Below are 22,848 nucleotides of genomic sequence, written 5' to 3' on the forward strand. Positions count from 1 at the left end.
GGCCTCACGCAGCGAGCGGGATGGTGGCGGCAACGCTGAGGCCGCCGCGGGCCGGCAGGATCGACAGCGATCCGCCGGCTGCCGTGACGCGCTCGCGGATGCCCGTCAGACCGAAGCCGGCCGACTGCGCGACACGGGCTGCGTCGCCGCCGCCGTCGTCCTCGACGTGGATCAGCAGCGCATCGTCCTCGCCGGCACGGCGTTCGACGCGCAGGCTGATCTCGCGCGCCACGCCGTGACGGAGCGCGTTGGTCAGGCATTCCTGTGCCACGCGATAGGCCGTGTTGGCGGCCGGACCGCTGATGTCGGTGAGGTCACCCCTGAGATCGAGCTGGATCGTCGGCCGCGCCGCGCTCTGCGAACGCCAGCTGTCGACGAGATTGACGAGGCTCGCCTCGAGCCCGAGCTCCTCGGGCAGCGGATTGCGCAGACGCTTCAGTGCATCGCGGAGCGAGGACATCAAATGATGGGTGGCCTGCGAGATCATGCGCGCATCCTGAGCGATTCCGGTGCTGCGGTCCTTCGTGCTCGCTGTCTCGATCGTGTTGGCGAAGGCGAGGATGGCGGAGAGATTCTGCCCGAACTCGTCGTGCAGCTCGCGGGCGAGGGCGCGACGCTCGTCGTCGCGGATTTCGATCAGGCGCCGCGTCAGGGCGGCGCGCTGCTCGGTGGCTTCCTCCAGCCGGTTGCCGAGCGCGCCGACGGCGCTGCCGATCATCGCCAGCTCCATCGAGCGGAAGCGCGGCAGCTTCGTGCGATATTGACCGCGCGCCATGCGCTGCAAGGCGGTGACGATCGTGCGCGCCGGTGCCAGCGCATGTGCGATCGCGAGCGAGGCCAGCAGCGCAATTGCCGCCGCCATGAGCAGCGCGACATCGATCACATTGAGGATGTACTCCCAGGCCAGCGAGATGGCCGCCGCGCCGTCCGGCGTCGCAACCACCGTGCCGGCAGCCGCCGCGCGGGGGCTGACGGGCCGGATGACCTCGGCGTGGCTGCCGAGGAAGGTGGGCACAATGGCGGCGAACCAGCGCGGCGGCGCCTTGCCCAGCCCCTCGCTCTGGCCGCAGAGCGGCTTCTCGAATGCCACAGCCGGCTGGAACTCGACGCAGACGCCGGGCGAGATCAGCTTCATCGTCTCCAGCGTGCGCCAGTCCGGAACCGGCAGGAGATGCTCGCGCGCTCTGCTGCTGCGCAACAAGAGCTCGCGCCAATACAGCGCCTGGAGCGCCTGCGCGACCCGCTGCGCCGAGGCCGCGGTCGCCCGATCGATGCTGCGATAGGCGTCGAAGGTGGCCCACACGGTCGCGGCTCCGAGACAGAGCACGACGATGAGCAGCAGACGGGCGACAAGCTGAAGCACGAGGCGCATGCGATCACCCCCGACGTTTGGTAAGGTCAGCCTAACAACGCCGCCGCGTCTTGCCAATTGTGGTGGTTGGGGCGGATTGCAGCTTGGGCAAATTTCCCAAGCCGGATTGGGCATGGGTCTTTGGACCTGAAACGGCGGCTTTGATCTAATCGGTGGGGATGCGTTGCAAGCCAGTGCTTGCGAGCCAGGAGCGGTGCAGCATGAGTTCGATCACGATTGGACCGATCGCGGGGACTGCGACCGACCCGTCCGAGCGCAGTGCGCTCCTGTTCTGGATGATCTTCACCGGGCTCTCGATCTTCGCCGTCGTGCTGCTGTGGCGCTTCGGCCTGATCCACCTGATGCTGACCTCGGACCGGACCTACATTTCCAGCGTGATCGCGCTGCTTTACGTCCTCACCTGCGGCCATTGCTTCCTGCGCACGCGGGCGATTGCGCGTGAAGGCGCGGCGGCGCGGCGCTGCCGGGCGGTGCTGGCGGCGCCGGACGGCAGCAAGGTGCTGGATGCGAGCGCGGCGGTGCTGCCGCGCGGACTGGTGCGCGACCACATCCAGAGCCTGGTGACGAAAGCCGCGGCGCAGGACTACCGGCCGGTCGACCAGACGCTGCTGTTGCGAAACCTCGCTGATCGCTTGCGGGGCTCCAACGGCTTCGGTGCTTTCGTCTCCGATACGCTGATGAAGCTCGGCCTGCTCGGCACCATCATCGGCTTCATCATCATGCTGGCGCCGATCGCGGGACTGGATGCCGCCGACAAGGTCGCGATGCGCTCCTCGATGGGCCTGATGAGCGACGGCATGGCGGTCGCGATGTACACGACGCTCGCCGGCCTCGTCGGCTCGATCCTGGTCCGCATCCAGTACTACATGCTCGACGCCGCGACCCAGCGGGTGTTCTCGGATGCAGTGCTGCTGACGGAGACCTATGTGACGCCGGTGCTGGAGCGCAAAGGTTCCGGTGCGCCGTCATGATGGATGATTTCGGTCTCTATCCGCGCGAGGAGCCGTTCGATCCGCTCGGCGTGATGCTGTTCAAGGCGCTCCAGGTGATCGCGTTCCTGTTCTTCCTGGCACTGCTCGCTGTCTCGCCGGACGCCAAGGACGGCAAGATCGACTCGAAGGCGGAGTTCATCATTACGATGGACTGGCCGGACAATCATCCAGACGATCTCGACCTCTTCGTGCAGGATCCGGCCGGCAACATCGCCTGGTATCGCCACCGGGAGGCCGGCTTCCTGACGCTCGACCGCGACGATCGCGGCGGGGCCAATGACTTCATCATCGTCAACGGCAAGAAGATCGCCTCGCCCATCCGCGAGGAGATCGTCACCGTGCGCGGCATCGTCGCCGGCGAGTACACCGTCAACGTCTCGCATTTCGTCGCCACCACCGGCGAGCCTGTGACCGCCAGTGTGAAAGTGCAGAAGCTCAATCCGACCGCGCAGGTGATCTTCGACAACAAGTTCACGCTCGACCACACCGGCGACGAGAAGACCGCGGTCCGATTCCGGATCGATGCGGAAGGCAAGGTCGTCGATGTCGATCAGCGGCCGAAATCGCTGCTGGAGACGTTCCGCAGCAGCTGGCGCAACGGCGGCGATCTCGATCCCAGGACCGGCGTGAGCAGGAACGCTACGAGGGTCCGCCGTGACTAGCCTGCAAACGGTTATCCTGACGTTGTCGGTCGCCTATGCCGTGATCGGCGCGCTGCTGCTGGTGGTGCTGGTCTATGCGCGGCTGCACTGGTCGTTGAAGGCTGTCGCCGTGGTCGTCACCAGCGCCTTCTATGTCGTCAGCTTCACCGAAATGCGCGGACTGCTCGGCTGGGCCAGCTCCGACAGGATGCCTGCCGCCTTCAAGCTGCTCCAGGCCCGCATCGTCGAGCCGCATTCGCTGGAAGGCGATCCCGGCTCGATCTATCTGTGGGTCGAGGCGCTTGACGAGGACAATCGCCCGAGCGGCATCCCCCGCGCCTTCCGGGTGCCGTACGACGACAGGCTGGCCGACAAGACCCATGCAGCGCAGAACGAGATCGCGGCCGGTCATCCCCAGGGCGGGCGTGCCGCGGATTTCGGCGGCGGCGACGGCAGCCTGATCGACATGGTCAGGGAATATGTAACGCCGAAGACGATCCTCGAGACCAGCGGCGGCGATTCATCGACAGGCGAATTCAATGCGCCGCCGGCCGGCGCGCAGGGCGCCGTGTTCACCCCGCTGCCGCCGCCCCGGATGCCGCCCAAGGACGAGCAATAGGCACTTCACCAGCCGCGCGGGGCACGCTGGTAAACGGCGCGGCGCTGGCGCATGGTCTTGACCTCCCTCAATTTGGCCTTATCGGCCTTCAATAAGATTTGGAGGGTGGAGGGTGCGTGCTCCTAGCTGTCTTCTCGGATATCCACGGCAACCGGCAGGCGTTTGAAGCTTGCTTGAAGATCGCCCGTGCGAAGGGCGCGGAGCGCTTCGTCCTGCTCGGCGATTTCGTGGGCTATGGCGCCGATCCGGAATGGGTGGTGGATACCGCGATGGAGCTCGTTGCGCAGGGCGCCGTCGCCGTGCGCGGCAATCATGATCAGGCGGTCAATTCCTCGGCCGAGACCATGAACGCCGAGGCGCAGATCGCGATCGAATGGACCCGCGGCCGGCTCGACACCGCGCAGCGGCGGTTCCTGGCCGAATTGCCGATGCTGGTGGAGGACAGTGACCGCCTGTTCGTGCATTCGGAGGCCTCCAGCCCCCAGCGCTGGCACTATGTCCGCTCGACGGTGGACGCCGCCAAGAGCCTGATCGCGACGCCTGCCCATGTCACGTTCTGCGGCCACATCCATCGCCCCGCGCTCTATTCGATGTCGGTGACGGCCAAGATGACGAGCTTCGTGCCAAAGACCGACGTCCCCGTGCAGCTCCTGCGCGGACGGCAATGGCTCGCCGTGCTCGGCTCGGTCGGCCAGCCCCGCGACGGCGATCCCTCGGCGTCCTTCGTGCTGTTCGACACGGACTCATGCCAGCTCACCTATTGCCGCGCACCCTATGACATTGCGACCGCGGCAAGCAGGATTCGCGACAATGGGCTGCCGCCCTGGCTGGCCGACAGGCTGTCGCAGGGGCGCTGACCGCGATGCCGAAACCCCTGGTCAAGTCAGGCGCGGAGATCGACGGTTACACCATCGGTGAATGCGTGCATGCCGGCGGCATGGCGACGCTGTGGGCCGTCACCCATCCGGGCATCGACGTGCCCTTGCTGATGAAGATCCCGCGGGTGTCGGAGGGCGAGGATCCCGCCGCGATCGTCTCCTTCGAGATGGAGATGATGATCCTGCCGCGGCTCGCGGGTCCGCACGTGCCGGCCTGCTTCGGCACCGGTGATTTCGCCCACCAGGCCTATGTCGTGATCGAGCGCATCCCGGGCGCCACGCTCTACAAGCGGCTGCCCGACCTGCCGCTGCCTTACGACGAGGCGCGGCAGCTCGTCGCCAGGATCGCAACTGCGCTTGCTGATTTGCACCGGCAGAACGTGATCCATCACGATATCAAGCCGAGCAGCATCATGTTCCGCGATTCCGGCGAGGCGGTGCTGATCGACTACGGGCTGTCGCATCACAACCACCTGCCGGATCTCCTGCAGGAGGAATTCCGCCTGCCTTACGGCACCGCGCCCTACATGGCACCCGAGCGGCTGTCAGGGGTGCGCGACGATCCGCGCAGCGACCTGTTCTCGCTCGGCGTGCTGCTCTATTTCTTCACGACCGGCGAGCGGCCGTTCGGTGAGGGCGAGACGCTGCGCGCGATGCGGCGCCGGCTCTGGCGCGACCCGCATCCGCCGCGGAAACTCCGCGCCGACTATCCGCCCTGGCTTCAGGAGGTGGTGTTGCGGTGTCTCGAGATCGAACCGGTGTGGCGCTACCCGACGGCGTCCCAGCTCGCCTTCGATCTCGCCCATCCGGACCAGGTCAAGCTCACCGCGCGCTCGGAGCGGGTGAAACGTGATCCGCTCAGCGTCGCCTGGCGGCGTCGTTTCAACCTTGGCGTCATGGCGCCGCGCGCGAAATCGGACGTCGCGGCCCAGATCGCATCGAGCCCGATCCTCGCTGTCGCGCTCGACACCGTGGAGGGCGCACCGGAGCTGAACGAGGCGCTGCGCGTGACCACCGAGCGCATCCTCGCCACCTTGCCGTCGGCGCGGCTCGCCTGCGTCAACGTGCTCAAGCTGAACCGGATCGCGATCGACCGGACGCTGGACGAGCAGGGCTCCAACAAGCATATCGACCGCCTGGTTGCGCTCAGGCATTGGGCGACGCCGCTCAAGCTGGATGAGAGCCGGCTGACGGCCCATGTGCTGGAGTCGGTCGATCCCGCCGCCGCGATCCTGGAATTCGCCGAGGCCAACCAGGTCGACCACGTCATCATCGGCGCACGGCAGAACTCGTTCAGGCGCACGCTGCTCGGCAGTGTCTCGGCCAAGGTGGCCGCGGAAGCGAGCTGCACCGTCACCGTGGTGCGGCCGCAGCGGCTGGCTGGCAATGTCGGCGACTCAGATGGCGGCGACAGGGCGGGATAGCGCGCCTGGCTCTTGCGGGTTTGGATCAGGCCGCGTGGGCGGAGCGCTTGCGGCGGATGGGCCAGGAGAATTCCGGGCCGGGTTCGCCGTGATCCGCGCCGCCGCCGAAATACTGGATGATCTCGCGGCAAGGCTCGCAACTGAACAGGTTACGCGACGCGGACGCCTTGGTCATTTCCTTCAGGCAGTTCGGGCAATGCGGCTTCATCAGTATCGAGTCCAATCCAGAATCTTCAATGCCGGTTCGGTGACCGGAGCGGGTAATCCAGGTCCGCCGTTTCCTCGCCCGGATCGTCCCGCATCTCGCCTTCGGCGAGTTCGAGCCGACCGAAGAAGTAGTCGAGGCCCGGATGCGGACGACGCGGGATACGGCACCTGCGCTTCGGCTGGCGCTTCACGAGCGCGAATTGCACGGCGTCAGATCCGATTGCGACGGACGCTGCGCGCCGAACGTACCGGGACCTGCACCGGTCCGGTCGAAGGGCCGAACAGAACAAACGCACTGAAACCAATCCACAACGCCACGCCAGTCCAGACCAGGGTCGTCGTCATGATGTGCTCCCGTGAAAAACAGGCAAGAACCACTAGCAGTGATTTGCGCGAATCAGGGAAGTCCGGAGGAGTACGGAACGAGGTTGCAATTTTCAGCAATTGCCCACTGCAGCGCCTGGAGGCGCTCCAGTTTATTGCGCGGGCGACCGCCGCACCTTTCCGGCGCGTGCGCCCTCGAGGATATCCCGGACGCGCGGAGCGTTTCGAACACAGCGAAACCCGTAGCGGCCGGTGTAGTCGGTATCGGGCGAACGCGTCGATCGCCCTGATGCGAAGTTGAGATGGCCGGTGCCGCCGCCGATGTCGAGAATTTCGAACGCAGTGTCCATCGCCCGGAACGGCGTCTGGCTGACGGTCCGTCTGCCCCAGGCCGTTCGCAGGATCAGCGCGCGGCGATCGGTGATCACATAGAGCGTCTGCAGGTCGTGCAGCAGCATCACCAGCGGAGCGGCAGCCATCGCAACTCCGAGCATCATGAGAGGTTGGGCTGCTTGGTCGATCCAATCGTTCCTGACGGCGACGGCGGTCAGCAACAGCCAGGGGACGCCGATCCACCACAGACATCGCCACATGATCATCCGGGCAACGCCGTCGGGCTGGCCCTGCCAGACCACCCGCTCGCCGTCCTGCAAGGTCTCGGCGAGCAGGCGCCGCAAGCCTGCCAGGAAGGGAGTGGCACGGATCTCATCCATTCCCATTGGTCGCTGCGGCCATAAGGCCGGTTCGGCGCGCGAATGGAGGTCAGATGGCCTCGCCGCGGGCTCCCAGCGCGGCGTTGCGGATCGCGGCGATGTTGGCCTTGTAGGCGTCCTGCGTGCCGCCCCTGAACACGGAGGTGCCGGCGACGAAGGCGTTGGCGCCGGCCGCCGCGAGCGCGCCGGCAACGTCAGGGCCGACGCCGCCGTCGACCTCGATGTCGATCGGACGGCCCGCCGTCATCGCGCGGATGTCGCGGATCTTGCCGATCGCGGAGGGGATGAAAGCCTGGCCGCCGAAGCCGGGGTTGACCGACATCACCAGCACGAGGTCGACGAGGTCGAGGACGTATTCGAGCGCGCTGATCGGCGTCGCCGGATTGAGCGAGACGCCGGCCTTCTTGCCGAGCGCGCGGATCGCCTGCAGCGAGCGGTGCAGGTGGGGACCTGCCTCCGCATGCACGGTGATGTGGTCGCAGCCGGCTTTCGCGAAGGCCTCGAGATAGGGATCGCAGGGCGAGATCATCAGATGCGCGTCGAAGATCTTCCTGGTGTGCGGACGCATCGCCTTGATGATATCGGGACCGTAGGAGATGTTCGGAACGAAGTGCCCGTCCATCACGTCGAGATGGATCCAGTCGGCGCCGGCGGCATCCACCGCGCGCACCTCCTCGCCGAGCTTGGAGAAGTCCGAGGCCAGGATCGAGGGCGCGATGGCCAGGGGGCGGGGGGCGAAGGCTTGGGTCATGGCGCGTTTTCCCGTGGCGGCCGTGAAAGATGGCCTCGCCTAACATGGGCCTCCGTGGCGGGCAATGCAGGGAAGCCGTGCTTCCTGTGGGCGGAAATTTCTGCCGCGGCCGGCACGAATTGCCGGTGTTCCCCGGCGGTGCCGAGCGCGGCGGAGGCGGATTTCATTGAGCTTTTCACGATGGCACGACGCTTGCTGACGTCAGTCCGGAACATTGGCTGCGGCGTGCCGCATCGGTTGGAGTTGTGCAATGTTGTTCGCCCTTGGTGCGGTATCGAGTGCGCTCGGCGCGATCCAGTCGCTGACGAACTCGAAATCATCCTCATCGACGCAGAAGACGGGATCGACGCAAGGCGCGACCAACCCGTTCGCGATCGACAGCGGCAGCAGCACGACCACTGGCGCCACCTCGTCGGTCAATTCGGGCAGATATCCGCAGATCTCGGCGGAGACGATGAACGCGCTGTTCGCGGCGCAGGGCCAGTCGACGGACACGAGCGGCGCGACCAGTTCATCCTCGACTGGGTCGGCGTCTTCGGCATCGAAGAGTCCCGAGGATGCGCTGAAGGACCTGTTCTCGCAGATCGATGGCGACGGTGACGGCAAGATCACCAAGTCCGAGTTCGAGGACGCCCTCGGCGCGGGCGGCACCAATCTGGCCAAGGCCGACGAGGTGTTCTCGAAGATGGACGCGAATGCGGATGGCGACATCAATCTCGGAGAGATGACGAAGGCGCTGCGGGGCGGCCACGGCGATCAGGCGCAGGGCGCCGGCGGCTCGGGCGGTGGTTCGGACTCCTCGTCGCAATCCGGCGGCGGCTCGACGTCGGCCACGACGACCAATGCCGATGGCTCGACCACCACCACCGTCACCTATGCCGACGGATTCAAGATGTCGACCACCGTGCCTGGCGCCTCCAGCAGTTCGAATGCCAACGGCGGCGGCAATTCGCCCTATGACTGGTTCGGGCAGATGATGCAGCGTCAGGCGCAGGCTTCGGCGGGGTCGGCTTCATCAATGTCGATGAGCGTGTAAGCGCGCTCCAAGGCTAACCCGCATATTCGCGCGTGATGTCACGATAGACATAACGGTCGCGGATCTCGCGATTGAAGAACGTCCCTTTTGAGCGCGCTTGACCGAATGCAGCGGCGGTCTCGGGCGGAACGTCCTCGTAGAGGTAGATCCTTCCGCTGACGAAAGTCACCTTCAGCTCGCGCGTGCCTGGCGCATATCGAAAGAATCGGATCACGGACGACGGCATGGCGAAACACCTCGGTCCGCCGGGACAACGCCGTGTCCGCGGTTTCGTTTCCCGCCTAGCCGAACTTGTCCTTCCATGCCGGCAGTGCACCGGGGAACGGCAGCGCGGTCGCGCTGTACACGCCGCTTGCGATCGCGCGTGCGACCACGTTGGCGGCGACCATGCCGAGCTCGGTGAGCTCCACCAGCGGCTCGATCGGCTTTTCGCAGGTGGCCGCGGCAAACAGCACGTCGCCGTCGAGCGGAGCGTGCACCGGATAGATCGCGCGGGCAAATCCGGTCTGCGCGATCATCGCGAGCCGCTTGGCCTGCGCCTTGCTCAGGATCGCGTCGGTGACGACGAGGCCGATCGTGGTGTTCTCGCGCTCACTCGCGGCCGGCCCGCCCTTGATGCGCATCGCCAGCATGTCGGGCGTGAACGCAGGCGGCAGGCCCCGTCCGCCGAACTCGCCGTTCTCCTCGAACGGCGCGGCCCAGAACCAGGGACCGTTGCCGACGGTGACGCTGCCGACCGCGTTCACCACCATGATCGCGGCGACCTTGACGCCGTTCGTCGTGACGGCCGACGCCGAGCCGATCCCGCCCTTGAAGGTGGCGGTGGTCGCACCCAGGCCCGCACCGACGCTGCCGAGCGCGAAATCGGTGCCGGCGGCGGCGGCGGCGGCATAGCCGAGATCGCGATAGGGCGAGAAGCGGCCCCAGGCCTTGTTGCCGCCGTTGAGCAGGTCGAACACGATCGCGCCCGGAACGAGGGGGACCACGGCCTCCCGGACCCTGAAGCCGCGCCCCTGTTCGGCGAGCCAGGCCTGCACGCCGCCGCCGGCATCGAGGCCGAAGGCGGAGCCGCCGGAAAGCGCGATCGCATCGACCCGCTCGACGGTATTGGCGACGTCGAGCGTCGAGGCCTCGCGCGTACCTGGGCCGCCGCCGCGGACGTCGATCGCCGCGACGGCCGGCTGGTCGAAAATGATGGCGGTCGTGCCGGAGGCCACTTCCGTATTCTCGGCATGGCCGACCCGGACGCCGGCGATATCGGTGAGAAGGTTTTTCAAGACGGCCTCGTCGTTGAGAGCATTTCGCGATCTGCGATAGCGCAGCGATGCTGCAGGCTCAACCGGCGAGCGCGGTCCTGAGCATCTTGGCGAGCTCGGACTTGCGGTAGGGCTTGGCCAGCAGCAGCACGCCGGAATCGAGCCGGCCATGATGGACGATGGCATTCTCGGTGTAGCCCGATGTGAACAACGTCTTCAGGTCGGGGCGGCGCCGGGCCGCTTCGTCGGCGAGCTGGCGTCCGTTCATGTTGCCGGGCATGATGATGTCGGTGAAGAGCAGGTCGATGGTCTCGTCGCTGTCGATGATATTGAGGGCCTCGGTGCCGTTGGCAGCCTCGAGCGCGGTATAGCCGAGGCTCCTGACCTGCGTCACGACATACTGCCGCACCAGCGCATCGTCCTCGACGATAAGGATCTTCTCGTCGCCGCCGGCGATGGGCGCGTTCTGGAACGCCTCGTACTCGGTATCCTGCACCCCGCTCGAGCGCGGCAGATAGATCTTCACGCTCGTGCCGTGGCCTTCCTCGCTGTAGATCTTGATGTGGCCGCCCGACTGCTTGACGAAGCCGAACACCATGCTCAAGCCGAGGCCGGTGCCCTTGCCGACCTCCTTGGTGGTGAAGAAGGGATCGAACACCCGGTCGATCAGCTCCGCCGGGATGCCGCTGCCGGTGTCGCTGACCGCGATCATCACATAATTGCCGGCAGCGACGTCGGGGTTCATGCTGGCATAGCCGTCGTCGAGGAAGATGTTGCGGGTCTCCAGCACCAGGGTGCCGCCATCGGGCATGGCGTCGCGCGCATTCAGCGCGAGATTGAGGATCGCGGTGGACAGCTGGCCCGGATCGACCAGCGTCGGCCAGGCATCCTCGGTGAGCTGCGGCATGATGGTGATCTGCTCGCCGAGCGTCGGATGCAGCAGCTTGGCGGCTTCGAGCGCCAGCGCATTGACGTCGATCTCGCGTGGCTGGAGCGGCTGCTTGCGGGCGAAGGCGAGCAGATGCCTGGTCAGCTGCGCGCCGCGCTCGGCGGCATCGTCGATCAGCTTGGTGATGGCGGCAAGCTCGGGCCGGTCCGCGACCGCGTCGCCGAGAATGCCGATCGTGCCCGTGATGACGGTCAGCACGTTGTTGAAGTCGTGGGCGACGCCGCCGGTCAATTGCCCGATCGAGTCCATCTTCTGGATCTGCCGGAGCTGGGCTTCGGCGGCCTGCTTGTCGGTGAGGTCGCGGCCGATGAAGTAATGGCGCTTCACCGGCTCGGACCAGGTGCCCATCCAGTTCAGCGTGACCTCGTGACCGTCGTAATGGTAGTAGCGCGCCTCGAAGCTGCGCTTGACCGCACCACGACGGGCCGCGCGCATCTCATTCCGCGTCTTCTCGAGATCGTCGGGATGGATGAACTCGGTCGCGCTGTGACCGACCATGTCCTCGGGGTCGTAGCCGAGAATGTTCTTCACGCTCGGGCTGACCTGGACGAAATTGCCATAGCCGTCGGTGACCAGGATCAGATCCTGCGACGTCTCGAAGATGCGCTGGCGTTCTTCGGTCTCCCGGCGCAGCTTCTCTCTCGCCTGCTTCTCTTCGGTGATGTCGTGGGCAATCTTGGAGGCGCCGATGATCTCTCCCTCATCGGTCCGCAGCGGGGTAACGTTGAGGACGACGTCGAGCGGGCTTCCGTCTTTCCGGATCCGGATCGTCTCGTGCTGGGCGATCGACTCATTGCTGGCGATCCGGTTGAGGATGCTCCTGACCTCGCCCTTGAGATCCGGCGGCACGATGATGTCGATCGGCTTGCCGATGGCCTCGGCAGCCGAATAGCCGAAAAGATGTTCGGCGGCCTTGTTCCAGCCGGTGATGATGCCATCGAGCGATTTCGTGATGATGGCATCGTTGGACGACTCGACGACTGCGCCGTACAGCGCGAGCCGCTTGCCGTAATAGTCGCGTTCCGAGGCCGATTGCTGCCGCAGCCTGCCGACGAGGCCCACCGTATGTGCCTGGAGGCGGACATTCTCGATGAGAAGCACTGCGAGCACGAAGGTCGCCGCAGCGAGGCCGTAGAGCCGTCCGGCATAGAAGCCGAGATCGAAGCGTGCGACGTTGACGATCGCCGACAGCGCGATGTCGAACAGCCAGGCGCACATGACCACCATGAGCCAGACGTCGATCACCGTATGCGGCTTGCGGAACCAGAGCGACACCAGTGCGGCGAAGCTCAGCGACCACACGAAGGACACGACTCCGATCATGGTTGGGGTGTACCGGCCGTCGCGCAACAGGACCGGCAGCAGATCATGCTGCGCGGTCACGATCCAGGTGAAGACCGTCATCGCGGCGACGACGCCGAGCAGGCTGGCGTAAATCGCCCGGCTTGCCGCGCCGCGAATCCGGGGGCCACCGTCCTTTTCTTTCAGCCAAGCATAGCCCATCACGCACAGTGGAAAGACGGCGTGCCAGATCATGTAGAGCCAGACCGTGGTCTGCCGGCCCGCGCCAAAGAGCCCGGTGGGTGCGAACAGTCCGGGGAAGGTGAGGGCATGAACCAGCGCCGCCGCGGCGGTGAAGAGATAGCCGGTCGCGAGCCACAGCAGCGCGCGGGTCCGCAAGATCGCAAACTGCGACAGCAGCAGCACGGCCGTGACGATGTCGCTTACGGCGAGCGCCGATTGATAACTCGCGACGAAGGCCGGCACCGGCAGGAGCGGGGTGCCCGCGAAGGGCACGGCCGCTGCGAACAGGAGCGAGGACACGCCGACGATCGTCGACGCTGCGGTGCGGTCGGCCGACGTGGCCGGCAGGGTCGAGAGAAAAGTGCTCCGGTCGACCGTCGCAGGTACATCCACCCCTCGCGGGTCGGTCTTGAGCTGGTCGGGTCTGAGCATCTCCGCAGGTCTCATTCGGCCGGCAGTCCGTTCATGGTAGCGGTTCTGGGCGCGGATCGTGAACAGGACCGGCCACGACTCAACCGAAGGTTACAGGTTTCTTAATCTCCGTGGGAACACGGAATAGGGCTTGGGTAAGGAGCCCTTTACCGGGGCGATGCCACAATGCCGCTCCGCCGCGGCGGGTTCCAGGTTCGAACCTGGCGATTCTGATCTCGATATCGGGAGTTGTTCCCCCATGCCCCGCGTTCTCATCATCGACGACCAGAAGGACGTCCGTGCGATGGTCGCGATCGTGCTTCGGGTCAATCATTTCGAGGTCGCGGAGGCCGAAAGCGGCGCGGCCGGGCTGAAGGCCTTCGCGGAAAGCCCCTTTGACGCGGCGATCGTCGACATTTTTCTCGGCGACACCAGCGGCGCCGACGTCATCGCGACCCTGCGCGAGCGTGCACCGATGCTCCCCATCATTGCGGTCTCCGGGATGACGGCGCTCGACTTCCTGGACCAATCGCCCCACCTCGCCAACGTGGTCTGCCTGCAAAAGCCGTTTCGGCCGAACGACCTGCTGCAGGCCTTGCGGAAGGCCCAGGCCGCGGCCGGCGGCAAGCTGGCCGCAGCCGTCTGATCCTGCCGCAAGAAGAAACGCCCCGGGCCAGGCCGGGGCGCGATGATGGTTGATGGCGGCCCAAAGGCCCGGCAGGCGCGCTCAGGTGCCGTTGCCGCTGATCTCGGCGTAGCCGCCCTTGGCGTCCCACTTGTAGACGACGTAGTCGATCTGCTTGATGTCGCCCTTGGCGTCATATTCGACCGGGCCGATCACGGTGTCCCACTTGCCGGCCTTCATCGCCGCCATGACCTTCTTGGCGTCGGTGGTGCCGGCTTTCTTGGCCGCCTGCGACCACACCTGCATCGCCGCGTAGGTGTAGAGGGTGTAGCCCTCGGGGTCGATGTTCTTGGCCTTGAATGCCTCGACGATCTTCTTGGCGGTGGGCTTGTTGCGCGGGTCGGGGCCGAAGGTGAACAGCGTGCCTTCGCCGGCGGGGCCGGTGATGGAGGCGTACTCCTTGTCGGCGAGCGCGTCGCCAGCCATCAGCACGGTCTTGAGGCCCTGGTCCCGCATCTGGCGCAGGATCAGGCCGCTTTCCTGGTGATAGCCGCCGACATAGACGAGGTCGATGTTGTCGCGCTTCAGGCGGGAGACGATCGCGTTGAAGTCCTTGTCGCCCTTGTTGTAGGACTCGTACATCTTCTCGGTGACGCCGGCCTTGTTCAGCGCCTTCTTGGTCTCGTCGGCAAGACCCTTGCCGTAGGTGGTCTTGTCGTTGAGAATCGCGATGTTCTTGCCCTTGTAGTTCTTGGCGATGTACTGCGCGGCGATCAGGCCCTGCTGATCGTCACGGCCGCAGACGCGAGCCACGTTCCAGAGCTTGCGCTCGGTGAACAGCGGGTTGGTCGAAGCCGGCGTGATCTGGAGCACGTTGCCGTCGGCATAGGCTTCCGAAGCCGGGATCGACGACGACGAGCAATAGTGCCCGGCCACGAACGGGATTTTCGCGCCGGCGATCTTCTCGGCGATCGAGCGCGCCTGTTTCGGGTCGCAGGCGTCGTCTTCGACGGAGAGCGCGAGCTTCTTGCCGTTGACGCCGCCGGCGGCATTGATATCGGCCACGGCCATCTCGGCGCCGTTCTTCATCTGGCGGCCGAAGGCGGACTCGCCGCCGGTCATCGGGCCTGCGACTGCGACGGTGACATCCTGCGCGAATGCCGCGCCCGACAGCGCGAGCGATGCGCCGAATGCCAGACCGATGAGCTTCAGTGATTTCATGAGATACCTCGCGGGTGGTCGCCTGTGGACGTTGCCGGGAATGCCCGGTTCAAACCGGCGCCATTCTTGAATGAATTCGAGGAGAAGTCACCGGCAAAATACGGGCATTTGCGGAGATATCTCGCCACATTCGGCCGCACTTGTCGGTCCTGGCTCGGTCAGCCGTGGCGTCCGCCTTCCAGATAGGCGGCGCGAATCTCCGGGCGCTGCAGCAATTCGGTGCCGGTCCCGGCCAAAGTGATCAGGCCATTGACCATGACGTAACCGCGATGGGCGAGCTTGAGCGCATGGTTGGCATTCTGCTCGACGATCAGGACGGTCAGACCGTCCTGCCGGTTCAGGGTCCGGATCGCATCGAAGATCTGGCGTGCGATCAGCGGTGCGAGGCCGAGCGAGGGCTCGTCGAGCAGGAGCAGGCGGGGGCGGCTCATCAGCGCGCGGCCGATGGCCAGCATCTGCTGCTCGCCGCCGGACAGAGTTCCACCGCGCTGGGCATAGCGTTCCTTCAGCCGCGGAAACAGCGCGAACACGCGTTGCAGCGTCGTCTCGCGCTCGGCGTCGGTGCATTCGGTCGAGTCCGCCCCCATCTGAAGATTTTCCGCAACGCTCATGCGCGGGAAGATGCGGCGGCCCTCCGGCGATTGCGCGATGCGCAAATGCGCGATCTCGTGGGTGGGAACGTCGGTGATGTCGCGGCCTTCATAGAGGATATGGCCGGCGCGGGCGCGCGGCTTGCCGAAGATCGTCATCATCAGCGTCGACTTGCCGGCGCCGTTGGCGCCGATCAGCGCGACGATCTCGCCGGCATTGATCTCGATGTCGACGCCCTTCAGCGCCTCGATCTTGCCGTAGGCGGCGCGAAGACCGCGGATCGCGAGCAGGGGAGTGGGCGCCGATGTCACGTCCCGTTCTCCATCACGGCCACGGCCTCGTCCTCGTCGGCGCCGAGATAGGCGGCGATCACCTTCGGATCGTCGCGGACCTCGCGCGGCGCGCCCTCCGCGATCTTCACGCCATGGTCCATCACCACGATGTGGTCGGAGATCTCCATCACCACCGACATGTCGTGCTCGATCAGCAGGATCGAGGTGCCGAGTTCGTCCCGGATCGAGAGCAGGAGCTCGCTCAGGGCCGCGCTCTCGCGCGCATTGAGGCCGGCCGCGGGTTCGTCCAGGCACAACAGGGCGGGCCCGGTGCACATTGCGCGGGCGATTTCCAGCCGGCGCTGGTCGCCATAGGCGAAATTGCCGGCGGCGTCGTCGGCGCGGTCGAGCAAATTGACCCGCTTCAGCCAGTCGGTGGCCAGATCGATCGCACGCTTTTCGGCGTCACGGTAGGTGGGAACGCCGAGGAGACCGAGAAGGGTGTAGCCGGAGGCGCGCATCAGCGCGTTGTGCTGCGCCACCATAAGGTTCTCCAGCGCGGTCATGCCGGGAAACAGGCGGATGTTCTGGAAGGTGCGCGCGACCTTGGCTTGCTTGGCGATGCGGAAGTCGTTCAGCCGCTCCAGCGCCATCACCCTGCCGTCGTCGTGGGTGAGGCGAATGGTGCCGCCGCTCGGCTTGTAGAACCCGGTGATGCAGTTGAAGACCGTGGTCTTGCCGGCGCCGTTCGGCCCGATCAGCGCGGTGATCTTCTTCCGCTCCGCCGAAAATGACAGGTCCTGCACGGCAACGATGCCGCCGAAGCGCATGACGAGCCGGTCGACGCTCAGAATCTGGTCGGCGCTCATCCGTGCCCTTCCTTGACGAGGTCGGACGAGATGGCCTCCGCCTTGGTCAGATACACGGTCGGTGCGCGATGGCCGATCAGGCCGCGCGGCCGCCAGATCATGATCAGCACCATCGACATGCCGAACACCAGCATGCGGTAGGTCTCGAGGCCGCGGAACAGCTCGAAGCCGCCGATCATGGCGAGCGCGGCAAGCGCCACGCCGAGCTGCGAGCCCATGCCACCGAGAACGACGATCGCGAGCACCAGCGCCGATTCCTGGAAGGTGAAGGATTCCGGGCTGATGAAGCCCTGGCGGGTGGCGAAGAACGCGCCGGCGAAGCCGCCGAACATGGCGCCGGTCGCGAAGGCCGTGAGCTTGGTGGTCGTGGTGTTGATGCCGAGCGCACGGCAGGCGACCTCGTCCTCGCGCAAGGCCTCCCAGGCCCGCCCGATCGGCAGGCGCCGCAGCCGGATCGTCACCCAGTTGGTGAGGAGCGCCAGCGCCAGGATCAGGTAGAACAGGAAGACGATGCGGTGGGTCGGCGAATACTCGATGCCGAGCCTGGCGGCGAGCCCTTCGTCGCTGTTGTCGAGCGGGATGCCGAAGAAGGAGGGGCGCGGAATGCCGGAGACGCCGTTCGGCCCGCCGGTCAGCTCCTGCCAGTTGATGATGACGAGGCGGATGATCTCGCCGAAGGCGAGCGTCACGATGGCGAGATAGTCGCCGCGCAGGCGGAGCACGGGGAAGCCGAGCAGCACGCCCCAGAACGCGGCGAGAATGCCGGCGAGCGGCAGGCAGATCCAGAACGACCAGCCGAAATTGGTGGCGAGCAGTCCGTAGGAATAGGCACCGACCGCATAAAACGCGACATAGCCGAGATCGAGCAGGCCGGCGAGCCCGACCACGACGTTCAACCCCCAGCCCAGCATCACATAGGTGAGCACGAGGATCGCGAGGTCGAGGATGTAACGCTGGTCATAGAAGATGACGGGCACCAGCACCGTGAAGATCAGAAGTGCCGGCGTGAGGTAGCGGCCGATGAAGGACATGCCGCTCTGCACCGCCGGCGGCACCAGCTTCTCGGCGCCGGTCGGGCCGATCCATTGCCGCAGCAGCTCGATCACGATCGAGCCGCCGAACACCGCCCCGACGAGGGAGGCGAGTTCGCCGAAGCGCGTCCAGTAGGTGAGCTGGCCGTCGGAGCCCGCCTCGGTGCGGATACCGACCATCAACGAGAACAGCACCAGCGCGATCAGCGCGTTGATGAAAGCCGTCTTCAGGAGGGAGGTGATGCCTGTTGCGGGTTTTGCCGTCATGGTCGAGGGAGCTGCCACGCGTGACCGTCAGACTTTTTCGACTTCGGGACGACCAAGCAGGCCGGTCGGCATGAAGATCAGCACGACGATCAGGATCGAGAACGCCGCGACGTCCTTGTACTCGACCGAGAAATAGGCCGACCAGAAGGTCTCTATCAGACCGATCGCAAGCCCTCCGAGCATGGCGCCGGGCAACGAGCCGATGCCGCCGAGCACGGCAGCGGTGAACGCCTTGATGCCGGCGACGAAGCCCATGAAGAAATCGACGAGGCCGTAATAGAGCAGGTACATCAGGCCGGCCACCGCAGCGAGCGCGGCGCCGATCACGAAGGTCATGGAGATGGTGCGGTCGACGTCGACGCCCAGCAGGGCCGCCATGGTCTGGTCCTGCTCGCAGGCGCGCATGTCGCGCCCGAGCCGGGTGCGGGAGACCAGCCAGGTGAAGATCGCCAGCAGCACGATGGTCGTGACGACCACCATGATCTGGATGTTGGAGAGCTGGATCACGAAGCCGTCCGCGCTCTCGTGCAGCGTGTAGCCGCCGGTGATGAAGGGCGGGATTGGCTTGACGCGTGCGCCTTGCGCCACCTGCGAATAGTTGGTGAGCACGAAGGACATGCCGATCGCCGACAGCATCGGGGCGAGACGGAAGGAATGGCGCAGCGGCCGGTAGGCGATGCGCTCGATGGTCCAGCCATAGAGCGCGGTGATCGCCATCGAGACCAGCAGCACGACGAGCAGGATCACGGGGATGGCGGTCAGCCCGAGCGAGATCAGGATCACGAAGGTGATGAGCGCGATGAAGCCGCCGATCATGAAGACGTCGCCATGGGCGAAGTTGATCATGCCGACGATGCCGTAGACCATCGTGTAGCCGATCGCGATCAGGCCGTAGATCGAGCCCAGGACGAGACCGTTGATGAGCTGCTGGGCGAAATAATCCATGGGCTGCCGTTTACCAAACCTGACGCCGCTCAAAGGGAGCTATTCGAGAGAGAGTCTTGAGTTTCTTCTCGGGCCCCGGCAGCCCTTGAGCATTCTTCAGGTTTTGTAACAGGAGGGAACTGGCGGCTGCAACTAGCGAAGCCGCGGCAGACGGGCTTGTACAATGGTCATTTCGTTACGACCGTCGTCTTTTCCGGTTCCGCTGCTGCGAGGAACCGGGTTCCCTCAGGCAACCAAAGCGGATGGCGGCCGTTGTCTCAGCTCTGACGTCCAACAAGGGAGTTTCCCGAAATGACGAAGCAGCAGAACCAGAATCCGGGCCAGCAGAGTCAAAACCCCGGCCAGCAGCGCCCCGGCCAACAGCCCGGGCAGCAGCAGGGCGGCGGCCAGAAACCCGGACAACAGCAGCAGAACGACCCGATGCGCCAGGGCGAGCGTCCAGGCCAGCAACAGGGCGGCCAGCGCGGTCAGGAATAGCGAGTTTGGGAGCCCAGGAGTGAGGAGGCCCCGCCGAGAGGCGGGGCTTTCCTTTTGGCGCCAGGTCCCTGGGACAGTTCCCCATCCCCAGGGCAGTTAAGGTAAACAAAGAGTTTAAATTGCCGCCGCGGTCTGATGCGAGTTAGCTCGGCGAAGCCGCGGCCTTTTCGTCGAAGGCCGGCAAACAGGCGGGAAGCGGCATGTTCGGGAATTGGCGGATCGGTTCGGTCAACGGCGCGCTGCTGGCGGCCTATTTCATTCCGGCCTGGGCGATGGTTGCCTTCAACATCATTGTCGCCCCGGTGCACGGCCTCTACGAGCGCCCGAGCGTTGCGGTCGCGCTGTTCCTGAGCGACCATCTCCAGATGGCGGGGATGGACACGGTGCGCGCCGCCTGGCTGCTTGCGCTGGGCCGGCTGACGGTCGTAGCGTTCTTTGCGTTCTTCCTCGTGCTGCTGTGCATTCCCCGAATCCGCAAGAGCGGCGGCAGCGACGAGGCGCTCGGCATCGCGCTGGCGATCGGCAGCCTGATCTCGTTTGCCAGCATGGTGATGGCCTCGAAGGTCGGCGAGATCGCCGCGCTCCGGCTGCATGCCACCGAGCTCCTGCTCTTGCTCGGCGCCGCGATCGTTGTGGTGATCGAGAAGCCGGCGCCAGCGCCGAAGACGTCGGAGATCGCCGCGCCGCCAAGCCTTAAGCCGCCAAGCCTTGAGCCGCTAGGCCTTGAGCAGGCCGAGCTCCTGCACAATCGCTGAGGCTTCCTTGACGGCGTGGTTCGCCGCCGGCACGCCGCAATAGATCGCCTGCTGAAGCAGGATTTCCTTGATGTCGTCAGGCGTGAAGCCACCCTCGGCGAGCGCGGCACGCACGTGCAGGCGAAACTCGTCCCATTGCCCGAGCGCGACCATGGTGCCGATCACCAGCACGCGTCGCGTGCGCTCGTCGAAATGCGGTCGCGTCCAGATCTCGCCCCAGGCGTAGCGCGTGATCATGTCCTGGAAGTCGGTGTTGAAGGCGTTGCGGTTCGCGATCGACTTGTCGACCCAGGCATTGCCGAGCACTTTCCGGCGCACGTTCATGCCGGCATCGCGGCGCTTCTGGTCGTCCATGTGTTTCCTCCGAATGAGTCATTCCGGGGCGCCTCGAAGAGGCGAACCCGGAATCTCGGGGTTGCGAATGCCGATCGAGATTCCTGGTTCGATGCTGCGCATCGCCCCGGAATGACGAAGGTCGTTGCTAACGCTGCGTCAAAAATCCCACCACAGCATCCGTGAATGCGTGCGGCTGCTCGACGTTGGAAATGTGGGCGGCGTCGATGATGGTCATGCTCGCGCCCGGAATGTTCGAGCGGATCAACTCGGCCGCCGAGATCGGCGTCGCCATGTCGTGGCGGCCGGCGATCACCAGCGTCGGGCTCTTGATCCTGGGCAGCAACTCGCGCTGGTCGAGTGTCGACAGCGCCTCGCAGCAGGCGAGATAGCCCTCGACAGGGGAGGCGAGCAGCATCGACTTCATCCTCGCCGTGATCTCAGGCTCGCGCTCGCGGAAATCTTGCGTCAGCCAGCCCGCGATCACGGCGTCGGCAACCGCCGCGATGCCGCCCTCCTTCACCGCCTTGATGCGGTTGCGCCAGTTTGTTGGATCGGGATAGTAGCAGGACGTGTTGGCAAGGATGAGCTTGGCCATGCGCTCCGGCGCGTTGGCGCCGAGCCATTGCCCGACCATGCCGCCCATCGACAGGCCGCACCAGTGCACCTTCTCGATGTTGAGATCGTCGAGGATCGCCAGCACGTCGCGGCCGAAACGCTCCATCGAGTAAGGACCCGGGGGGACGTTGGACTTGCCATGGCCGCGGCGGTCGTAGCGGATGACGCGGAACACCTGCGTCAGCGCCTTCATCTGCGGCTCCCACATCTGAAGCGTGCAGCCCAGCGAGTTCGACAGCATCAAGGTGGGCCCGCCGTCGCGGCCCTCGACGGAGACGTTGAGCAGGCAACCGTCGGCATCGATCATGGGCATGCGGCGTCTCCGTCGTATTTGCGTATTTGCGGTTCTTATTCGAGGTCGAGGCTGTCGAGCAGCCGGTCGATCAGGGCTTGGGAGGCTCCTTGATAGGCCATCGGCTCGAACAATGCCGCAATTTTTTCCGGAGAAAGGTGCGCGTTGACCTGCGAATCGGCCGACAGCACCTCGCGCAGATGCTTCCTCTCGGCGACCGCGCGCTTGCTCGCGGCCTCGATCAGATGATGCGCATCGCTCTTGCCGATCTTTTCGGCCAGCGCGAAGGTGACCGCTTCGGCCATGATCAGCCCCTGCGTCGCATCGAGATTGCTGCGCATGCGCGCCGCATCGACCTCGAGGCCTTCGGCGATGTCGACGATAGCCGCAAGCGCGCCGGAGGTGACCAACATCAATTGCGGCAGCGTCGGCCACTCCGCGTGCCAGGGACCGGCGCTGCGCTCGTGGTCCTGCACCTGCGCGGCCAAGATCGTGGCGGCGAGCTGCGGGGCCATGGTGGCGGCGCCCAGCGCGCTCGCCGCGGCGACCGGGTTGCGCTTGTGCGGCATGGTCGAGGAGCCGCCGCGCCCCTCGCCGGCGGGCTCGAACGCCTCGGCGACGTCGGTCTGCATCATCAGCGAGACGTCGCGCGCGATCTTGCCGCAGCTGCCGGCCAGAATTGCGAGGCAGGATGCAGCCTCGGCGATGCGGTCGCGATGGGTGTGCCAGGGCGCCTCAGGCAGCGGCAGACCGAGCTCCTGCGCCAGCCGTTCTGAAACCGCGAGCCCCTTGTCGCCGAGCGCGGCGAGCGTGCCGGCGGCACCGCCGAATTGCAGCGCCAGGCCCTCGCGGCGGAGTCGCCGCAGGCGGCAGCGGGCGCGGGCAAGGCTTGCGGCATATTCGGCCGCCTTCAGCCCGAACGGCATCGGCAGCGCATGCTGCAGCCAGGTCCGCGCCACCATCGCGGTGTTGCGATGGCTGCGCGCCAGCGCGGCAAAGCCCTTGATGGCGCGGCTGAGGTCGACGTCCAATGCATCGATGCCGGCACGAAGCGTCAGAATCGTCGCGGTGTCGATGACGTCCTGGCTGGTCGCGCCCCAATGCACGTAGCGCGCGGCCTCCGCGTCGGTCTTGCCGACATGGGCGGTCAGCATCTTGACCAGGGGAATTGCGAGATTGCCCGATCGCGTCGCGGCCTCGGCCAGTGCGGCCATGTCGAAGGAATCGGCCTTGCACGCGGCCTCGATCGGGCCGATGGCGGATGCCGGAATCACAGCCGTGGCGGCCTCGGCGCGTGCCAAGGCTGCCTCGAAATCGAGCATGTTCTGCAGGGTAGACCGGTCGTCGCAGACCGCGCGCATGGCGGCGCTCGACAGCATCGGCGCGAGCAGGGGGGAGAGGGATGTGCTCATCTTGCGCGCGACCTAATCATCATGGCCCGGCTGTGCCAATCCC

26 protein-coding genes are annotated in these 22,848 nt (G+C 65.8%); 9 read left to right on the top strand and 17 right to left on the bottom strand.

Annotation, left to right across the window (positions count from 1 at the left end):
- Window positions 1-4: 4 nt before the first annotated feature.
- Window positions 5-1,372 carry a sensor histidine kinase gene (locus XH96_RS14795; RefSeq protein WP_194393135.1) on the bottom strand — a complete coding sequence of 456 codons (1,368 nt, stop codon included), beginning with the start codon at window positions 1,370-1,372 and terminating at the stop codon, window positions 5-7.
- A 200-nt stretch (window positions 1,373-1,572) separates the two neighbouring features.
- Here XH96_RS14795 and XH96_RS14800 point away from each other — a divergent pair, with 200 nt between their 5' ends.
- The 5 genes from XH96_RS14800 (at window position 1,573) to XH96_RS14820 (ending at window position 5,926) form a co-directional block, all read left to right on the top strand.
- Window positions 1,573-2,343, top strand: a complete 771-nt coding sequence (locus XH96_RS14800; protein WP_194393136.1) for a MotA/TolQ/ExbB proton channel family protein — start codon at window positions 1,573-1,575, stop codon at window positions 2,341-2,343.
- On the top strand, window positions 2,340-3,026 hold the full coding sequence (locus XH96_RS14805; protein ID WP_194393137.1) for a hypothetical protein: 687 nt from the start codon (window positions 2,340-2,342) through the stop codon (window positions 3,024-3,026). Before XH96_RS14800 ends, XH96_RS14805 begins: the two co-directional genes overlap by 4 nt.
- A complete protein-coding gene (locus XH96_RS14810) occupies window positions 3,019-3,624 on the top strand; it encodes a hypothetical protein (protein ID WP_194393138.1) in 606 nt (201 codons plus the stop codon). The genes XH96_RS14805 and XH96_RS14810 overlap by 8 nt, the downstream gene beginning before the upstream one ends.
- Window positions 3,625-3,740: 116 nt before the next feature.
- Window positions 3,741-4,481, top strand: a complete 741-nt coding sequence (locus XH96_RS14815; RefSeq protein ID WP_194393139.1) for a metallophosphoesterase — start codon at window positions 3,741-3,743, stop codon at window positions 4,479-4,481.
- Window positions 4,482-4,486: 5 nt separating this feature from the next.
- Window positions 4,487-5,926 (top strand): bifunctional serine/threonine-protein kinase/universal stress protein, encoded by a 1,440-nt coding sequence (locus XH96_RS14820; RefSeq protein ID WP_194393140.1) that lies wholly within the window; start codon window positions 4,487-4,489, stop codon window positions 5,924-5,926.
- Window positions 5,927-5,951: 25 nt separating this feature from the next.
- On the opposite strand, the gene XH96_RS14825 is transcribed toward XH96_RS14820, so the two are convergent.
- From XH96_RS14825 to rpe, 5 genes are all read right to left on the bottom strand, one after another.
- A complete protein-coding gene (locus XH96_RS14825; RefSeq protein WP_131871275.1) occupies window positions 5,952-6,134 on the bottom strand; it encodes a hypothetical protein in 183 nt (60 codons plus the stop codon).
- A gap of 25 nt (window positions 6,135-6,159) precedes the next feature.
- Complete coding sequence (locus tag XH96_RS14830) at window positions 6,160-6,339, bottom strand: hypothetical protein (protein WP_194393141.1); 180 nt, start codon at window positions 6,337-6,339, stop codon at window positions 6,160-6,162.
- 4 nt (window positions 6,340-6,343) lie between these two features.
- Window positions 6,344-6,478 (bottom strand): hypothetical protein, encoded by a 135-nt coding sequence (locus tag XH96_RS39625; protein ID WP_256439349.1) that lies wholly within the window; start codon window positions 6,476-6,478, stop codon window positions 6,344-6,346.
- Window positions 6,479-6,609: 131 nt separating this feature from the next.
- Entirely contained in the window at window positions 6,610-7,170 is a 561-nt protein-coding gene (locus XH96_RS14835; protein WP_194393142.1) for a hypothetical protein, read from the bottom strand.
- Window positions 7,171-7,219: 49 nt separating this feature from the next.
- Window positions 7,220-7,921, bottom strand: a complete 702-nt coding sequence (gene rpe, locus XH96_RS14840) for a ribulose-phosphate 3-epimerase (RefSeq protein ID WP_194393143.1) — start codon at window positions 7,919-7,921, stop codon at window positions 7,220-7,222.
- Window positions 7,922-8,171: 250 nt separating this feature from the next.
- Between rpe and XH96_RS14845 the strand changes: the two genes are divergently transcribed.
- Window positions 8,172-8,957, top strand: coding sequence for an EF-hand domain-containing protein (locus XH96_RS14845; protein ID WP_194393144.1), 786 nt, complete (start codon window positions 8,172-8,174; stop codon window positions 8,955-8,957).
- Between the two features lie 13 nt (window positions 8,958-8,970).
- Here XH96_RS14845 and XH96_RS14850 read toward each other — a convergent pair whose 3' ends face one another.
- The 3 genes from XH96_RS14850 to XH96_RS14860 are packed head-to-tail and all read right to left on the bottom strand — an operon-like array spanning window position 8,971 to window position 13,118.
- Complete coding sequence (locus tag XH96_RS14850; protein WP_194393145.1) at window positions 8,971-9,183, bottom strand: KTSC domain-containing protein; 213 nt, start codon at window positions 9,181-9,183, stop codon at window positions 8,971-8,973.
- A 55-nt stretch (window positions 9,184-9,238) separates the two neighbouring features.
- On the bottom strand, window positions 9,239-10,234 hold the full coding sequence (locus XH96_RS14855; RefSeq protein ID WP_194393146.1) for a P1 family peptidase: 996 nt from the start codon (window positions 10,232-10,234) through the stop codon (window positions 9,239-9,241).
- 58 nt (window positions 10,235-10,292) lie between these two features.
- Entirely contained in the window at window positions 10,293-13,118 is a 2,826-nt protein-coding gene (locus XH96_RS14860; protein WP_246790084.1) for a PAS domain S-box protein, read from the bottom strand.
- A gap of 238 nt (window positions 13,119-13,356) precedes the next feature.
- On the opposite strand from XH96_RS14860, the gene XH96_RS14865 reads away from it, so the two are divergent.
- Window positions 13,357-13,743, top strand: a complete 387-nt coding sequence (locus XH96_RS14865) for a response regulator (protein ID WP_194393148.1) — start codon at window positions 13,357-13,359, stop codon at window positions 13,741-13,743.
- A gap of 81 nt (window positions 13,744-13,824) precedes the next feature.
- Here XH96_RS14865 and XH96_RS14870 read toward each other — a convergent pair whose 3' ends face one another.
- The 5 genes from XH96_RS14870 to XH96_RS14890 form a co-directional block, all read right to left on the bottom strand.
- Window positions 13,825-14,943 carry a branched-chain amino acid ABC transporter substrate-binding protein gene (locus XH96_RS14870; protein ID WP_061882924.1) on the bottom strand — a complete coding sequence of 373 codons (1,119 nt, stop codon included), beginning with the start codon at window positions 14,941-14,943 and terminating at the stop codon, window positions 13,825-13,827.
- A gap of 158 nt (window positions 14,944-15,101) precedes the next feature.
- Window positions 15,102-15,845, bottom strand: coding sequence for an ABC transporter ATP-binding protein (locus tag XH96_RS14875; protein ID WP_194393149.1), 744 nt, complete (start codon window positions 15,843-15,845; stop codon window positions 15,102-15,104).
- Entirely contained in the window at window positions 15,842-16,675 is an 834-nt protein-coding gene (locus XH96_RS14880) for an ABC transporter ATP-binding protein (RefSeq protein WP_194393150.1), read from the bottom strand. Before XH96_RS14880 ends, XH96_RS14875 begins: the two co-directional genes overlap by 4 nt.
- Window positions 16,672-17,973 (bottom strand): high-affinity branched-chain amino acid ABC transporter permease LivM, encoded by a 1,302-nt coding sequence (gene livM, locus XH96_RS14885; RefSeq protein WP_194393151.1) that lies wholly within the window; start codon window positions 17,971-17,973, stop codon window positions 16,672-16,674. Before livM ends, XH96_RS14880 begins: the two co-directional genes overlap by 4 nt.
- Window positions 17,974-18,000: 27 nt before the next feature.
- A complete protein-coding gene (locus XH96_RS14890) occupies window positions 18,001-18,918 on the bottom strand; it encodes a branched-chain amino acid ABC transporter permease LivH (protein ID WP_194393152.1) in 918 nt (305 codons plus the stop codon).
- 291 nt (window positions 18,919-19,209) lie between these two features.
- On the opposite strand from XH96_RS14890, the gene XH96_RS14895 reads away from it, so the two are divergent.
- A complete protein-coding gene (locus tag XH96_RS14895; protein WP_081494932.1) occupies window positions 19,210-19,395 on the top strand; it encodes a hypothetical protein in 186 nt (61 codons plus the stop codon).
- 200 nt (window positions 19,396-19,595) lie between these two features.
- Window positions 19,596-20,150, top strand: a complete 555-nt coding sequence (locus tag XH96_RS14900) for a hypothetical protein (protein ID WP_194393153.1) — start codon at window positions 19,596-19,598, stop codon at window positions 20,148-20,150.
- Here the strand turns inward: XH96_RS14900 and XH96_RS14905 are convergent.
- From XH96_RS14905 to XH96_RS14915, 3 genes are all read right to left on the bottom strand, one after another.
- On the bottom strand, window positions 20,112-20,504 hold the full coding sequence (locus XH96_RS14905; protein WP_084807568.1) for a carboxymuconolactone decarboxylase family protein: 393 nt from the start codon (window positions 20,502-20,504) through the stop codon (window positions 20,112-20,114). The two genes, XH96_RS14900 and XH96_RS14905, sit on opposite strands and share 39 nt — an antisense overlap.
- A gap of 127 nt (window positions 20,505-20,631) precedes the next feature.
- The gene (gene pcaD, locus XH96_RS14910) at window positions 20,632-21,414 is read right to left on the bottom strand and encodes a 3-oxoadipate enol-lactonase (protein ID WP_194393154.1); all 783 of its coding nucleotides are present in this window, start codon (window positions 21,412-21,414) and stop codon (window positions 20,632-20,634) included.
- Window positions 21,415-21,449: 35 nt separating this feature from the next.
- Window positions 21,450-22,805, bottom strand: a complete 1,356-nt coding sequence (locus tag XH96_RS14915; RefSeq protein ID WP_194393155.1) for a 3-carboxy-cis,cis-muconate cycloisomerase — start codon at window positions 22,803-22,805, stop codon at window positions 21,450-21,452.
- Window positions 22,806-22,848 lie beyond the last annotated feature (43 nt).

It is taken from the genome of Bradyrhizobium sp. CCBAU 51765 (assembly GCF_015291725.1).
Lineage (GTDB): Bacteria > Pseudomonadota > Alphaproteobacteria > Rhizobiales > Xanthobacteraceae > Bradyrhizobium > Bradyrhizobium liaoningense.

Coding starts and splice junctions, on each gene's coding strand:
- XH96_RS14805 (WP_194393137.1), top strand. CDS start 2,340: ATGATGGATGATTTCGGTCTCTATCCGCGCGAGGAGCCGTTCGATCCG.
- XH96_RS14850 (WP_194393145.1), bottom strand. CDS start 9,183: ATGCCGTCGTCCGTGATCCGATTCTTTCGATATGCGCCAGGCACGCGC.
- pcaD (WP_194393154.1), bottom strand. CDS start 21,414: ATGCCCATGATCGATGCCGACGGTTGCCTGCTCAACGTCTCCGTCGAG.
- XH96_RS14860 (WP_246790084.1), bottom strand. CDS start 13,118: ATGCTCAGACCCGACCAGCTCAAGACCGACCCGCGAGGGGTGGATGTA.
- rpe (WP_194393143.1), bottom strand. CDS start 7,921: ATGACCCAAGCCTTCGCCCCCCGCCCCCTGGCCATCGCGCCCTCGATC.
- XH96_RS39625 (WP_256439349.1), bottom strand. CDS start 6,478: ATGACGACGACCCTGGTCTGGACTGGCGTGGCGTTGTGGATTGGTTTC.
- XH96_RS14825 (WP_131871275.1), bottom strand. CDS start 6,134: ATGAAGCCGCATTGCCCGAACTGCCTGAAGGAAATGACCAAGGCGTCC.
- XH96_RS14880 (WP_194393150.1), bottom strand. CDS start 16,675: ATGAGCGCCGACCAGATTCTGAGCGTCGACCGGCTCGTCATGCGCTTC.
- XH96_RS14870 (WP_061882924.1), bottom strand. CDS start 14,943: ATGAAATCACTGAAGCTCATCGGTCTGGCATTCGGCGCATCGCTCGCG.
- XH96_RS14795 (WP_194393135.1), bottom strand. CDS start 1,372: ATGCGCCTCGTGCTTCAGCTTGTCGCCCGTCTGCTGCTCATCGTCGTG.
- XH96_RS14845 (WP_194393144.1), top strand. CDS start 8,172: ATGTTGTTCGCCCTTGGTGCGGTATCGAGTGCGCTCGGCGCGATCCAG.
- XH96_RS14905 (WP_084807568.1), bottom strand. CDS start 20,504: ATGGACGACCAGAAGCGCCGCGATGCCGGCATGAACGTGCGCCGGAAA.
- XH96_RS14865 (WP_194393148.1), top strand. CDS start 13,357: ATGCCCCGCGTTCTCATCATCGACGACCAGAAGGACGTCCGTGCGATG.
- XH96_RS14890 (WP_194393152.1), bottom strand. CDS start 18,918: ATGGATTATTTCGCCCAGCAGCTCATCAACGGTCTCGTCCTGGGCTCG.
- XH96_RS14800 (WP_194393136.1), top strand. CDS start 1,573: ATGAGTTCGATCACGATTGGACCGATCGCGGGGACTGCGACCGACCCG.
- XH96_RS14915 (WP_194393155.1), bottom strand. CDS start 22,805: ATGAGCACATCCCTCTCCCCCCTGCTCGCGCCGATGCTGTCGAGCGCC.
- XH96_RS14900 (WP_194393153.1), top strand. CDS start 19,596: ATGTTCGGGAATTGGCGGATCGGTTCGGTCAACGGCGCGCTGCTGGCG.
- XH96_RS14895 (WP_081494932.1), top strand. CDS start 19,210: ATGACGAAGCAGCAGAACCAGAATCCGGGCCAGCAGAGTCAAAACCCC.
- XH96_RS14835 (WP_194393142.1), bottom strand. CDS start 7,170: ATGGATGAGATCCGTGCCACTCCCTTCCTGGCAGGCTTGCGGCGCCTG.
- XH96_RS14820 (WP_194393140.1), top strand. CDS start 4,487: ATGCCGAAACCCCTGGTCAAGTCAGGCGCGGAGATCGACGGTTACACC.
- livM (WP_194393151.1), bottom strand. CDS start 17,973: ATGACGGCAAAACCCGCAACAGGCATCACCTCCCTCCTGAAGACGGCT.